Below are 12,569 nucleotides of genomic sequence, written 5' to 3' on the forward strand. Positions count from 1 at the left end.
GTGCGCCGTCGGGCACGCGCACGGTAGAACTGGACCCGTGACCGACACCGCCGACCTCCCGCCCGACGACGACTTCCCGCACGAGCACCCGCAACCGGCGGGCTGGCTCTCCCCGGAGGCGATCGCCGCGGCACGCGCCCAGCTGCCCCTCGTCTACGTGGACGCGGTGCCCGTGCGGGTCGACGAGTCGGGCGACGTGGTCGCCGTCGGGCTGCTGCTGCGCGTCAGCCCCACGGGAGCCATGACGCGCGCCCTGGTCAGCGGACGCGTGATGTACCACGAGCGCATCCGGGACGCGCTGCTGCGGCACATCGAGAAGGACCTGGGACCGGTCGCGCTCCCCCTGGTCCCGCCGTCGCCGCAGCCGTTCACGGTCGCCGAGTACTTCCCGACGCCGGGCATCACCTCCTACCACGACCCGCGCCAGCACGCGGTGTCCCTGGCGTACGTGGTGCCGATCAGCGGCGACGCGCAGCCCCAGCAGTCGGCGCTGGACCTCGCGTGGCTCACCCCCGAACAGGCGTGCAGCGACGAGGTGCAGCTGGAGATGCACGGCGGCCAGGGGACGCTGCTGCGCCAGGCGATGGCGCACGTCGGCCGCCTGCCGTGAGCCGGACGGGCGTCGTCCACGGGCGCTGCCCGTAGGCTTGCCGGGCCGACGATCGACGACCCGGAGCCGCCGCATGACCCCCCAGACCCTCCCGACCACCTCGCGGCGCGCCGCCGCGTCCTGGCGCCCGGCGGCTCTCGCGGCGGCGGCCGACGTCGTCTGGGTGCTCGTGTTCGCCGCGATCGGCCGCCGGTCGCACGACGAGCACGAGGGGATCGTCGCGGTCCTGGCGACCGCCTGGCCGTTCCTCGCGGGCGTCGCCGTGGGCTGGCTCGCGGCCCGGGCGTGGCGGCGACCGCTCGCCCTGTGGCCGACGGGCGTGGCCGTGTGGGCGGCGGCCTGGGCGGTCGGGATGCTGCTGCGCCTCGCGACGGACCAGGGCATCGCCCCGAGCTTCCAGGTGGTCGCGGCCGTGTTCCTCGGCCTGGGTCTGGTCGGCTGGCGTGCGCTCGCCGGGTTGGTGTCGCGCCGTCGGCCGACGACGACGTAGCGCGTTTCGCCCGAGGTAGCGCGGACTCCGTGCTACCTCGGGCGACGAGCGCTATCTCGCGGCGGACGCGAGCACGCGGGCGACGTCGGGCGCGAGGGCCCGGAACGCGCGTCCACGGTGGCTGATCGCGTTCTTCTCCTGCGGCGTGAGCTCGGCCGTGGACCGGGTCTCGCCGTCGGGGCGGAACACCGGGTCGTAGCCGAACCCCCCCTCGCCGTGGCGCTCGCGCAGCAGGCTTCCCCGCAGCTCGGCCACGTGCACGATCTCGGTGCCGTCCGGGGTCACGAGAGCGGCCGCGCAGACGAAGGCGGCCCCGCGGTGCTCGTCCGGCACGTCGGCGACCTGGGCGAGCAGCAGGTCGAGGTTAGCGGCGTCGTCGCCGTGCCGGCCGCTCCACCTCGCCGAGAAGACGCCCGGTGCACCGCCGAGCACGTCGACCGCGATGCCCGAGTCGTCGGCGACCGCCGGCAGACCCGTGAAAGCGACCAGCGCACGCGCCTTGATCAGCGCGTTCTCCTCGAACGTCACGCCGTCCTCGACGGGCTCGGGCGCGCCGACGTCGCCCGCCCCCACGACGGCCGCGGGGTCGAGGTCCGCGAGCGCCGGGACCGCGTGCAGGATGTCCCGGAGCTCGCCGACCTTGTGCGCGTTGTGGGTCGCGAGGACGAGGCGGACGCCCGGCGCGCTCACCGGTGGCCCTCGGGCTCGGCCGCGAGCGCCGCGCGCTGAAGCTCCGCGAGGGTCGCGGTGCCGGCGACGGCGAGGTCGAGGAGGGTGTCGAGCTCGGCGCGGTCGAAGGGCGCGTGCTCGGCGGTGCCCTGCACCTCGACGAACGTCCCGGACCCGGTGACGACGACGTTCATGTCGGTCTCGGCACGCACGTCCTCCTCGTAGGGCAGGTCGAGCATGGGCGTGCCGTCGATGATCCCGACGCTCACGGCCGAGACGGAGTCGGTCAGCACGGGCGAGCCGGCGGCGACGAGGCTCGGGCGGATCAGCCCGGAGCGCTGGCCCCAGGCGACGGCGTCGGCGAGCGCCACGTAGGCGCCGGTGATCGCGGCGGTGCGGGTGCCGCCGTCGGCCTGGAGGACGTCGCAGTCGAGGACGATCGTGTTCTCGCCGAGGGCCTTGACGTCGACGACGGCGCGCAGCGAGCGGCCGACGAGACGCGAGATCTCGTGGGTGCGGCCGCCCACGCGGCCCTTGACGGACTCGCGGTCGCTGCGCGTGGACGTGGCGCGCGGGAGCATCGCGTACTCGGCGGTCACCCAGCCCTCGCCGGAGCCCTTCTTCCAGCGCGGCACGCCCTCCGTGAACGACGCCGCGCAGAGCACGCGAGTCCCGCCGAACTCGACGAGGACGCTGCCCTCGGCGGAGTCGAGCCAGCCGCGGGTGATCCGGACGGGGCGGAGCTCGTCGGTGCGGCGGCCGTCGGCACGGAGCGTGGTCGTGGCGTCGGGCGTGGTGTGGGTCGGAGCGGTCATGCCCTCAGCCTAGGGGCGCGTCAGAGCGTGTACGTCGCGCCCGGCGTGGCGAGCCCTACGGGGCCGGGGTAGGCGGACGCGGCCTCGGCGAGCGCCACCTGCGGGTCGTTCCAGGCGGGCAGGTGCGTGAGCACGAGGCGCCTCACGCGGGCGGCGCGGGCCGCGCGTCCCGCCCGGTACCCCGTGAGGTGGATGCCGTCGAGCAGGTCGCGGCCCTCCTGGAACGCGGCCTCGCACAGGAAGAGGTCGGCGCCGCGTGCGGCGCTCGTGAGGCCCTCGCAGGCGTCGGTGTCGCCCGAGTAGACGAGCGTGGCCTGCTCGCCGGGGCGCTCGGTCGACGGTCCCGTGACCCGGACGGCGTACGCCTCGACGGGGTGGCGCACCGGCACGGGCTCGAGCACGAACGGGCCGAGCCGCACGGGACGGTCGGGCGCCCACTCCCGGAACGCGAACACGGAGCGCATGTCCTCGTCGTCGCGGGAGCCGTACGCGTCGGCGAGGCGCCGCTCGGTGCCCGCCGGTCCCCACACGGCGAGCGGTCCGAGGGCCGGGTCGTGCACCACGCCGCGCGTCGGGTGGTACCGCCGGTACACGTAGAGGCCGCACAGGTCGGCGAAGTGGTCGGGGTGGAGGTGGCTGAGCGCGACCGCGTCGACGTCGAACGGGTCGAGGACCCGCTGGAGCGCGCCGAGCGACCCGTTCCCCAGGTCGAGGACGATCGTCCACGTGCGCCCGGACCCGTCCTCGGCCTGGACCGCGTACGACGAGGCGGGCCCGTCCGGTCCGGCGAACGAGCCCGCGCAGCCCACCACGACGAGCCGCATCAGACCTGCTCCACGGCGCGCACCTCGGGGCCGAGGAACCGCCGGGCGAGCTGCTCGAACGGCTGTGCCCCGCCCGTCGAGACGAACCGGTGCTCGGGCGGCCCGGCGTGGGGCGAGCGCTCGAGCCCGTGCGCGACGAGCGTGCGGTACACGTCCCGGGCGGTCTCCTCGGCCGACGACACGAGCGCGACGTCCTCCCCCATGACGTAGGAGATGGCGCCGGTGAGCAGCGGGTAGTGCGTGCAGCCGAGCACCAGCGTGTCGACGCCGACGGCCCGCAGCGGGTCGAGGTACTCGTGCGCGACGTCCAGGACCTCGGGGCCCGACGTGACACCGGCCTCGATGAGCTCGACGAACCTCGGGCACGCGCGCGACACGAGCGAGATGCCGGGCGCGACGGCGAACGCGTCGTCGTAGGCGCGCGACTCGATCGTGGCGCGCGTCCCGATGACGCCGACGTGCCCGGTCCGCGTGGTCGCGGCCGCGCGGCGCGCCGCGGGCAGGATCACCTCGATCACGGGGACGCCCCGGCGCACCGTGTACCGTTCGCGGGCGTCGTGCAGCACCGCCGACGACGCGCTGTTGCACGCGATCACGAGCATCTTCACGCCCTCGTCGACCAGCTGGTCCATGATCGCGAGGGACAGCGCCCGGACGGCCGCGAGGGACTTGGGCCCGTAGGGGCTGTTGGCGGTGTCGCCGATGTAGTGCAGGGACTCGCCTGGCAGCTGGTCGAGGATCGCTCGGGCCACGGTCAGTCCGCCGACACCGGAGTCGAAGATCCCGATGGGCGCGTCGTTCACGGTCCGAGCCTAACGGGACGACGGGGCCGAGCCCGCCACGCACGCGCCCGCGCGCCGCCACGCGGTCTCCGTGGCGAGCCCTGCGACCCGGCGCGGCCGACACCTGGGCCGAGGGTCAGTCGACCGTCCCCGCCTGCTCGAGCGCCCGTGACCGCAGGCCGCGGAGCAGGGCGACGCTCGCGCCGTCGAGCACGGCGCCGCGCGGCAGGGCCGTCGGGACGACGCGGGTCCGCCACGGGGACGACGCCGCGACCCGCTCCTCGACGCGGTCGGCGAGCCGCTCGCCCCCGACGACGGCGACCGGCCCCGCGAGGACGAGCAGCCCCGGGTCGAGCACCGCGAGGACGGGCGCGACGCACTCGGCGACCCGGCGCGCCAGCACGCTCAGGACGGCGTCGTCGGCCAGCGCGTCCGCGAGCGCCTCGTCGGTCGCGGGCCCCGAGCCAGGAGGGACCACCCCGTGCCGGCGGCCGAGCTCCAGGACGGCCGACGCGCCGAGCAGGTGGTGCACGGTCGACGGCTCGACGGCGTCGTCGGCCTCGAGCGACGCCGGGGAGCGCAGGTAGCCGATCTCCCCCGCCGCGCCCGCCGCGCCCCGCACGACGACGCCGCCCAGGTCGGTCGCCAGGCCCACGCCCTGCCCGAGCCACAGGATCGAGAAGCCGTCCTCGCCGCGCGCGGCCCCGTGCTCGCGCTCCGCGAGGGCGGCGAGCTTCACGTCGTTGTCGAGCACGACGTCGCACCCGAGCACCTGGCCGAGGTGATGTCGCACGCCTGTGCCGGGCCACTGCGGGAAGTCCTCCGCGAACCGGAGCGTGTCCGTGGCGGGGTCGACGGCCGCCGACACCCCGACGACGGCGAGCTGCACCGCGTCCCGCGCGACGCCGGCCTCCGCGCACGCGCGGTCGACCAGGGCGACGAACTCGTGCGTGCCGCCGGGGCCGGGCGACCCGCGGTCGACGGTGCGCGGCGCGTCGACGCGGCCGAGCTCGCTGCCGAGGACGTCGAGCACGACCGCCGCGAGCCGGTGCGCCCTGGCGTCCACGGCGACGCCGACCCGGCCGTCGGCGACGAGCCCGTAGGCGACGGCGTCGGGCCCCCGGCCGCCCGACACGCGCGCCACCGGGCCGATCAGTCCCAGGGACTCGAGCCGCTGGACTACCTGCGCGGCCGTCGGCTTCGAGAGTCCGCTGAGCTCGCCGAGCCGGCCGCGCGTGAGCGGACCGTGCGCGAACAGCAGCTCGAGGGCGCGGCGGTCGTTGAGCGCACGGAGCAGGCCCGGCTTGCCCGGCTGGGGCGCCATCACGCCCGGGGACCGGCGGCCGGGCGTCGCCGCAGGTCCGTGAGCATCGCGTCGACGAGCGACTCCTGCAGCCAGCCCGCCGTGACGAACACCGCCCCGAGGAACTGGCGGGACGCGTCGCCGGACTGTCCGTCGTCCGGCTCCTCGCCGTCGTCGGCGGCACCCGCCTCGATCTCGGCGTAGAGCTCCTCCGCCTGGCCGTCCGTCGTCACGCCCAGGCGCGACGCGAGGACCAGCCGCACGTCCGTGAGCGCCGCCGCGGTGTCGCGCGCCGCGTCCCGCCCGACCAGCAGGTCGGTCCGCTCCGCCCGCACGTGCCGGCCCGTCGCGGCCGCGCGTGCGACCTCGTCGTCCAGCAGCAGCTCCGCGAACGCCAGCAGCCGCTTCGCCTTCGCGCCCGCGAGCTCGCCCTGCGTCAGCCTGCGGAACTCCGCCGACACGTCGGGGTCGGTCGACGCCTCGGGCAGCAGCCGCGACAGCGCCGGGTCCTGCGGGGGCAGCGCCTCGGCCTCGAGCGCGCCCCACGGCGCCTCGCCCGCGTCGGGCACCGCGTCCTGCAGCAGCTCGACGACGTCCCCGACGACGTGCGCGAGGACGACCCGTTCCGGCGTGTCGAGCTGGGCGACGTACCCGCGCCGCGTCGCCTTGAACGGCCTCACGCGCCGTCCTTCTGGAGGGTCGCCCACAGGCCGAAGTCGTGCATCGCCTGCACGTCCACCTCCATCCGCTCCCGGCCGCCGTGCGAGACGACGGCGCGCCCCTCCTGGTGCACCTGGAGCATGAGCTGGTTCGCGCGCTCGGTCGGGTACCCGAAGTAGCTCTCGAACACGTACGTGACGTAGCTCATGAGGTTCACCGGGTCGTTCCACACGATCGTCGACCAGGCGTCCGCGACGCGCGCCGCGACGTCGTCGGGGCGCAGCTCCGCCTCGGGGGTCGCCGCCGAGAGCGTGTTCACGTCCACGTCTCCCATGCTAGGGGCTGGCCGGCGCCTCCCGTCCCCGCGGCCCGGTGGTCGGTCGCGCGCATGCCGCGCCCGGTCCGGTGCCCTAGGTTGTGCTCATGGCCACGCTCCCGGGGCTCGACGAGCGCAACGTCGCGCACCGCCCCGAACGACTCTCCACGTACGCCCCCGGGCGTACGTCGCTGCTCACCGACCGGTATGAGCTCACGATGCTCCAGGCGGCTCTCGCGGACGGCACCGCCGACCGGCACTGCGTCTTCGAGGTGTTCACGCGCCGCCTCCCTGCCGGGCGCCGCTACGGCGTGCTCGCCGGCACGGGGCGCGTCCTCGAGGCGCTCGGCGCGTTCCGGTTCGACGCCGACGAGCTCGAGTGGCTGGGGCGCGAAGGCATCGTCGACGACCGCACGCTCGAGTTCCTCGCCGGCTACCGCTTCACGGGCAGCGTCACCGGGTACGCCGAGGGCGAGATGTACTTCCCGCAGTCACCCGTGCTGGTCGTCGAGGGGACGTTCGCCGAGGCCGTGATCCTCGAGACGCTCGTGCTGTCGATCCTCAACTACGACTCCGCCGTCGCGGCGGCCGCGTCCCGCATGACGAGCGCCGCCGTCGACCGGCCGTGCCTCGAGATGGGTGCCCGCCGGGCGCACGAGCAGGCAGCGGTGGCGGCGGCCCGGGCCGCCGTGATCGGCGGGTTCGTCGGCACGTCGGACCTGGAGGCCGGGCGCCGCTACGGGCTCCCCACGATCGGCACGGCCGCGCACGCGTTCACGCTCCTGCACGACGACGAGGAGTCGGCCTTCGCGAGCCAGGTCGCGTCGCTCGGCGGGTCCACGACGCTCCTCGTCGACACGTACGACGTCCGTCAGGGCGTCGAGAACGCGGTCGCCGCGGCCGGGAAGGAGCTCGGCGCCGTGCGCCTCGACTCGGGCGACCTCATGGGGCTCGCCGTCGAGGTGCGCCGCCAGCTTGACGAGCTCGGCGCCACCGACACGCAGATCGTCGTCACCTCCGACCTCGACGAGCACGCCATCGCGGCCCTCGCCTCGGCGCCCGTCGACACGTACGGCGTCGGGACGTCCCTCGTCACCGGCTCGGGCGCCCCCACGTGCGGCATGGTCTACAAGCTCGTGGCGCGGGAGGGCGCCAACGGCGTCCTCCAGCCCGTCGCGAAGGCGTCGACGCTCAAGACCAGCGCCGGCGGCCGCAAGGTCGCGGCCCGGCGTCTCGACACGGACGGCCGCGCGGTCGAGGAGCTCGTCGTGACGGGCGACGACCTCGCGCTGCGCTCGTGGGCCGTGCCCGACGACGCGCGCCCCTTGCACGTCCCGCTCGTCACCGACGGCGCCGTCGACACCCGGTGGACCGGGCCGAGCGGCGTCCAGGCGGCCGCTCGCCGCCACGCCGAGTCGCGTGCCGAGCTCCCGCGCGGGGCCCGGCGGCTCTCCGCGGGCGACCCGGCGCTCGACACGGTCACGCTGCGCCTGCCGTAGCCCGGGCCTGTCGGAACCCGGTGAGGGTCGAGGCTCACCTCGTCCTGACAGGTCGCGAGCTCAGCGCTTGCCGACGAACCAGTTCCGCACGAGGGCGACGCGCGCCTCGAGCTGGTCGACGCTCGCCATGGGGACCTCGGGGCCGCCGCAGCGCCGGCGCAGCTCGGTGTGCACGCTGCCGTGCGGCTGGCCGCTCCGCCGCGCCCACGCGGACACGAGCTTCTGGAGCTCCTTGCGCAGCTCGGCGGCACGCCGGTGGTCGAACGCGGCCCGCTCGCGCGCCGCAGCCTCCGCGTCGGGGGCCGCGGCCCGGCCGCCGGCCTGGCCCGCCTGCCGCTCGCGCAGCAGCGTCGTGACCTGGTCGGCGTCGAGCAGACCCGGCAGCCCGAGGAAGTCGAGCTCCTCCGCCGAGCCGACCTCCGCCCCCGTGCCGAACTCTCCGCCGTCGAACAGCACGCGGTCGAACGTCGCCTGCGCCTCGAGCGCCTTGAAGCTCGCCTCGAGCCCGTCCGGCCCGACCGCGTCCGGAGCGTCCTGCAGCCGGTTCGCCTCGGCCAGGAGACCGTCCTCGAGGCCGTTCTCGTCCTCGCCCGACGACGGCCGGTCCAGCGCGTGGTCGCGCTCGTCCTCGAGGGACGCCGCGAGCGCGAGGAGCTGCGGCACGCTCGGCAGGAAGACCGACGCGGTCTCGCCGCGACGCCTGGCCCGCACGAACCGTCCGACGGCCTGCGCGAAGAACAGCGGGGTCGCAGTGCTCGTGGCGTAGACGCCCACGGCGAGCCGTGGCACGTCGACCCCCTCCGACACCATGCGGACCGCGACCATCCAGCGCGAGTCCGAGGACGAGAACTCCTCGATCCTCCCGGACGCGCCGTCGTCGTCGGACAGGACGACCGTGGGCGCCTGGCCGGTGATGCGCCGCAGGTGCGCGGCGTACGCGCGGGCGTCGGACTGGTCCGTGGCGATGACGAGCGCACCGGCGTCCGGCACGGAGCGCCTGACCTCCGTGAGGCGCGTGTCCGCCGCCTGGAGGACGGACGGGATCCACTCCCCCTCGGGGTCGAGGGCCGTCCGCCACGCCTGCGCCGTCATGTCCTTGGTGAGGGCCTCGCCGAGCGTCGCCGCGACCTCGTCGCCCGCCCGCGTGCGCCAGCGCATCTGGCCCGAGTAGGACAGGAAGATCACCGGCCGCACGACGTGGTCGCGCAGCGCCTCCCCGTACCCGTACGTGTAGTCGGCGCGCGAGCGCCGCACGCCGTCCGGCCCCTGCTCGTAGCGCACGAACGGGATCGGCGAGGTGTCCGACCGGAACGGGGTGCCGGTGAGCGCCAGACGCCGCGTCGCCCCGTCGAAGGCCTCGCGGACGGCGTCGCCCCAGCTCAGCGCGTCGCCGCCGTGGTGCACCTCGTCGAGGATGACGAGCGTGGGCGCCGCCTCCGTCCGGGCGCGGTGCAGCGCGGGCTTACTGGCGATCTGCGCGTACGTCAGCGCCACGCCGTCGTAGTGCGCGCCGTGCCGGCCCTGGCTGTTCTTGAACGACGGGTCCAGGTGGATCCCGACGCGCGCGGCCGCGTCCGCCCACTGGTGCTTCAGGTGCTCGGTCGGCGCCACCACCGTGACGCGCCGGACCACCCGCTGCTCCAGGAGCTCGGTCGCGATGCGCAGCGCGAACGTCGTCTTGCCGGCGCCGGGCGTCGCGACCGCGAGGAAGTCGCGCGGCGACTGCTCGCGGTACGACTCGAGCGCGGCCGCCTGCCAGGCACGGAGCTTGCCGGCCGTGCCCCACGGGGCGCGGCGCGGGTACGCCGGGCTCAGCTGCTCCGCGGCGAACGTCGACGCGGCCTGAGGGCCGGCGGGGGCGTGCGGAGCGAAGAGCGAGGGCTGCTCAGCGGCTGGACGATCACTGGCTGGACGAGAGGACGGGCGGGTGCGGGAGCTCTCGTTCGCCGTCACTTGCCGCCTCTGCCCCCAAAGAATCCCTTGCGCCCGGAGCCGCCGCCCGAGCCCTTGCCGTCGCCCGAGCCTCCGTCGCCGTCCTGCGGCTCGCGGAGACCGTCATAGATCTCCTGGCAGACCGGGCAGACCGGGAACTTCTTCGGGTCGCGGCCCGGCACCCACACCTTGCCGCACAGGGCGATCACGGGAGCGCCCGTGACGGCCGACTCGAGGATCTTCTCCTTGCGCACGTAGTGCGCGAACCGCTCGTGGTCCCCGGGCTCCGTGAGCTCGCGGGTCTCCTCGCGCTCGAGCACCGCCGTGGACGATCCGCCGGACGGGTCGTCGTACGCGGGCTGGGGGCTGGAGAGCGGTTCGGTCATGGTCTAGATCCTACGTCGGGGCACCCTCGCTCACTTCGCGTTGAGGGTGTCCTCGATCTCCTTGTCGAGCTTCTTGGCGATGGCCGGGACGTTCCCGCCCGCCGCGATCTGGGAGAACGCCGTCTGGAGGTACTTCTTGGACTCGACGGTCGCCCAGTTCGGCGAGGCGGGGGTCAGGATCGCGGTCTGGGCGGCGCGCGCGCTGGACAGCGTGAGCGCGTCCTGCGGGAGGTTCGCCGACGACGAGATGCGCGCCGGGATGAACGCGTTGAGCGCCATGAGGTCCTGGTAGCCGGGAGACGTCATGATCTTGAGCACCTGGTAGGCGAGCTCCGGGTTCTTCGACTTCGCCGCCACGCCCAGGTTCGACCCGCCCGCGAACGTCGCGGCGACCGAGCCCTTCTCCTTGCCGGGAAGCGTGAAGACGATCTGGTCGTCCGGGTTGCCCCAGGTCTTCTTGCAGCCGCCGTCCTTGGGCGACGACGCGAGCTGCGCCGCCTGCCAGGTCTGTCCCGAGAAGTAGCCGACCTTGCCCTGGCAGAACTTCTCGACCGCCTTGGTCTCGTCCGCGTCCGCCGGGCCGACCTTCTGGCTGTTCGCCTGCTTCATGACGTTCTGCGCCTGGACGAGCCCGACGATCCCGCCCGACGTCGAGAAGCCCGCCTTCCAGGTGCCGTCGTCCTGCTGCTGGGCGATGTAGCCGCCGTTCTCCCAGACGAACGGCATGACGTCGTACCAGTCCATGCCCGGCAGGTAGATGCCCGACCGGTCCTTCTTCTTGAGCTTGGACCCGGCGGCGACGTACTCGGCCAGCGTCTGCGGGACGGTCTCGCCGACGATCTTGCTCGAGCCCATGACGATGCGGCCGGCCGAGTAGTAGGGCGGCGCGTAGAAGCGGCCGTCGTAGGACCCGATCTCCACGAAGCCTGGGAGCAGGTCGTCGCCGCCGAGGTCCTGGTACTTGTCGGTCAGGTCGAGCAGGGCGCCCGTCGCGGTGAAGCCCGGGGTCTGGGTGTTCCCCATCTCGACGACGTCGGGGATCTTCCCCTTCCCGTCGATGAGCTCCTTCTGGTAATCGTCCTGGTACGTGCCCCACGCCTCGTCGGCGAAGACCAGCTTGTTGCCGGGGAACTTCGACTCGAACGTCGCCTTGAGGTAGTCGTTCGCGGGCTTCTGGGCCGCCGACGGCGCGATCAGCGTCACCGTGATCGTCTGGCCGGTCGGGTACACCGTCGTGTCGCCGGCGTCCGCCTTGCCCGACGAGCACGCCGACAGGACGAGGCCCGACGCGGCGAGCACGGCCACGAGCGGGGCGGCCGCACGCCGCGGCCGCGAGGTGAGGTGATGGGACGACACGGACGGGTCCTCTCGATCGTGCTCGGCATGCTCGACCCGCGCGCGGACGAACGGACGGCGGGCACAGCCTACAAGGTGGTCACGGGGTGTGGGAGCGGTCCCACGGGGTTTTACAGCCCCTGCCACCCGGGCTTCGACGCGAACGTCTGACGGTAGTAGCCGGCGAGCTGCAGGCGGCTCGCCGCGGCGTCGTCGACCAGGACGGTCGCGTGCGGGTGCATCTGCATGATGGTCGCGGGCCAGAGCGCGCTCACGGCGCCCTCGGCGAGCTGGTGCACGGCCTCGGCCTTGCCCCTGCCCGTGGCGAGCAGGACCAGGTGGCGCGCCGACATGATCGTCGCGAGCCCCTGCGTGAGGCAGTGGTGCGGGACCTTGTCGATGTCGTCGTCGAAGAAGCGCGCGTTGTCCTCGCGCGTCTGCTGGGTCAGCGTCTTGATGCGCGTCCGCGACGCGAGCGACGAGCCGGGCTCGTTGAACGCGATGTGACCGTCGGTACCGATCCCGAGGATCTGCAGGTCGACACCGCCGGCCTGGGCGATCGCGTCCTCGTACGCGGCACATGCCGCGGGCAGGTCGTCGGCGAGTCCGTCGGGGCCCTGCACGGCGCCCGGGGCGAAGTCGACGCGGGACGCGATCTCTGTCTCGATCACGTTGCGGTACCGCTCGGGGTGGTCGGCGGGCAGGCCGACGTACTCGTCGAGCATGAACGCCCGCGCACGCCCGAAGGAGAGCCCCTCCTCCGTGTGCCGGCGGGCCAGCTCGTCGTAGACCTTCAGCGGGCTCGACCCGGTCGCGAGACCGAGGACGGCGTCCGGCTTGGCCCGGACGAGCTGCTCGACGGCGTCCGCCGCGAGCCGCGCGAGCTCCTCGGCCGGTGCGATGACAACTTCCATGACTGCTCCAGTTCGCTCGGTGGTCGGTGCGTCG

14 protein-coding genes are annotated in these 12,569 nt (G+C 74.4%); 3 read left to right on the top strand and 11 right to left on the bottom strand.

The window, feature by feature from the left end:
• The first annotated feature begins 37 nt into the window (after positions 1–37).
• Both ACFT5B_RS03585 and ACFT5B_RS03590 read left to right on the top strand, forming a co-directional pair.
• Positions 38–610 (top strand): NUDIX hydrolase family protein, encoded by a 573-nt coding sequence (locus ACFT5B_RS03585; RefSeq protein WP_386796601.1) that lies wholly within the window; start codon positions 38–40, stop codon positions 608–610.
• Positions 611–683: 73 nt separating this feature from the next.
• Complete coding sequence (locus ACFT5B_RS03590) at positions 684–1,100, top strand: DUF3054 domain-containing protein (RefSeq protein WP_386796602.1); 417 nt, start codon at positions 684–686, stop codon at positions 1,098–1,100.
• 51 nt (positions 1,101–1,151) lie between these two features.
• Here the strand turns inward: ACFT5B_RS03590 and rdgB are convergent, their stop codons facing one another.
• The 7 genes from rdgB to clpS all read right to left on the bottom strand — a co-directional run bounded on the left by rdgB (position 1,152) and on the right by clpS (position 6,487).
• Entirely contained in the window at positions 1,152–1,790 is a 639-nt protein-coding gene (gene rdgB, locus ACFT5B_RS03595; RefSeq protein ID WP_386796603.1) for an RdgB/HAM1 family non-canonical purine NTP pyrophosphatase, read from the bottom strand.
• Positions 1,787–2,584 (bottom strand): ribonuclease PH, encoded by a 798-nt coding sequence (gene rph, locus ACFT5B_RS03600; protein WP_386796604.1) that lies wholly within the window; start codon positions 2,582–2,584, stop codon positions 1,787–1,789. The genes rdgB and rph overlap by 4 nt, the downstream gene beginning before the upstream one ends.
• A gap of 20 nt (positions 2,585–2,604) precedes the next feature.
• Positions 2,605–3,408, bottom strand: a complete 804-nt coding sequence (locus ACFT5B_RS03605) for an MBL fold metallo-hydrolase (protein ID WP_386796605.1) — start codon at positions 3,406–3,408, stop codon at positions 2,605–2,607.
• Complete coding sequence (gene murI / locus ACFT5B_RS03610) at positions 3,408–4,211, bottom strand: glutamate racemase (RefSeq protein ID WP_386796606.1); 804 nt, start codon at positions 4,209–4,211, stop codon at positions 3,408–3,410. Before murI ends, ACFT5B_RS03605 begins: the two co-directional genes overlap by 1 nt.
• 115 nt (positions 4,212–4,326) lie before the next feature.
• The gene (locus ACFT5B_RS03615) at positions 4,327–5,514 is read right to left on the bottom strand and encodes an ROK family transcriptional regulator (protein ID WP_386796607.1); all 1,188 of its coding nucleotides are present in this window, start codon (positions 5,512–5,514) and stop codon (positions 4,327–4,329) included.
• A complete protein-coding gene (locus ACFT5B_RS03620; RefSeq protein ID WP_386796608.1) occupies positions 5,514–6,173 on the bottom strand; it encodes a DUF2017 family protein in 660 nt (219 codons plus the stop codon). The genes ACFT5B_RS03615 and ACFT5B_RS03620 overlap by 1 nt, the downstream gene beginning before the upstream one ends.
• Entirely contained in the window at positions 6,170–6,487 is a 318-nt protein-coding gene (gene clpS / locus ACFT5B_RS03625; RefSeq protein WP_386796609.1) for an ATP-dependent Clp protease adapter ClpS, read from the bottom strand. The genes ACFT5B_RS03620 and clpS overlap by 4 nt, the downstream gene beginning before the upstream one ends.
• An 89-nt stretch (positions 6,488–6,576) precedes the next feature.
• Between clpS and ACFT5B_RS03630 the strand changes: the two genes are divergently transcribed.
• Positions 6,577–7,968, top strand: coding sequence for a nicotinate phosphoribosyltransferase (locus tag ACFT5B_RS03630; protein ID WP_386796610.1), 1,392 nt, complete (start codon positions 6,577–6,579; stop codon positions 7,966–7,968).
• A gap of 60 nt (positions 7,969–8,028) precedes the next feature.
• Here the strand turns inward: ACFT5B_RS03630 and ACFT5B_RS03635 are convergent, their stop codons facing one another.
• The 4 genes from ACFT5B_RS03635 to nagB all read right to left on the bottom strand — a co-directional run bounded on the left by ACFT5B_RS03635 (position 8,029) and on the right by nagB (position 12,535).
• Entirely contained in the window at positions 8,029–9,783 is a 1,755-nt protein-coding gene (locus tag ACFT5B_RS03635; RefSeq protein WP_386796694.1) for a DEAD/DEAH box helicase, read from the bottom strand.
• A gap of 134 nt (positions 9,784–9,917) precedes the next feature.
• Positions 9,918–10,286: a DUF3039 domain-containing protein gene (locus tag ACFT5B_RS03640; protein WP_386796611.1), complete on the bottom strand. Its 369-nt coding sequence runs from the start codon at positions 10,284–10,286 to the stop codon at positions 9,918–9,920.
• Between the two features lie 30 nt (positions 10,287–10,316).
• The gene (locus tag ACFT5B_RS03645) at positions 10,317–11,642 is read right to left on the bottom strand and encodes an extracellular solute-binding protein (protein WP_386796612.1); all 1,326 of its coding nucleotides are present in this window, start codon (positions 11,640–11,642) and stop codon (positions 10,317–10,319) included.
• A gap of 110 nt (positions 11,643–11,752) precedes the next feature.
• Positions 11,753–12,535 carry a glucosamine-6-phosphate deaminase gene (gene nagB, locus ACFT5B_RS03650; RefSeq protein ID WP_386796613.1) on the bottom strand — a complete coding sequence of 261 codons (783 nt, stop codon included), beginning with the start codon at positions 12,533–12,535 and terminating at the stop codon, positions 11,753–11,755.
• Between the last annotated feature and the right edge of the window lie 34 nt (positions 12,536–12,569).

The sequence above is a fragment of the Luteimicrobium sp. NPDC057192 genome, from assembly GCF_042670205.1.
GTDB lineage: Bacteria > Actinomycetota > Actinomycetes > Actinomycetales > Cellulomonadaceae > Luteimicrobium.

Excerpts from the sequence above, each read along its gene's own strand:
- ACFT5B_RS03605 (WP_386796605.1), bottom strand. The coding sequence starts at position 3,408 with ATGCGGCTCGTCGTGGTGGGCTGCGCGGGCTCGTTCGCCGGACCGGAC.
- ACFT5B_RS03590 (WP_386796602.1), top strand. The coding sequence starts at position 684 with ATGACCCCCCAGACCCTCCCGACCACCTCGCGGCGCGCCGCCGCGTCC.
- ACFT5B_RS03630 (WP_386796610.1), top strand. The coding sequence starts at position 6,577 with ATGGCCACGCTCCCGGGGCTCGACGAGCGCAACGTCGCGCACCGCCCC.
- ACFT5B_RS03640 (WP_386796611.1), bottom strand. The coding sequence starts at position 10,286 with ATGACCGAACCGCTCTCCAGCCCCCAGCCCGCGTACGACGACCCGTCC.
- nagB (WP_386796613.1), bottom strand. The coding sequence starts at position 12,535 with ATGGAAGTTGTCATCGCACCGGCCGAGGAGCTCGCGCGGCTCGCGGCG.
- ACFT5B_RS03615 (WP_386796607.1), bottom strand. The coding sequence starts at position 5,514 with ATGGCGCCCCAGCCGGGCAAGCCGGGCCTGCTCCGTGCGCTCAACGAC.
- rph (WP_386796604.1), bottom strand. The coding sequence starts at position 2,584 with ATGACCGCTCCGACCCACACCACGCCCGACGCCACGACCACGCTCCGT.
- clpS (WP_386796609.1), bottom strand. The coding sequence starts at position 6,487 with ATGGGAGACGTGGACGTGAACACGCTCTCGGCGGCGACCCCCGAGGCG.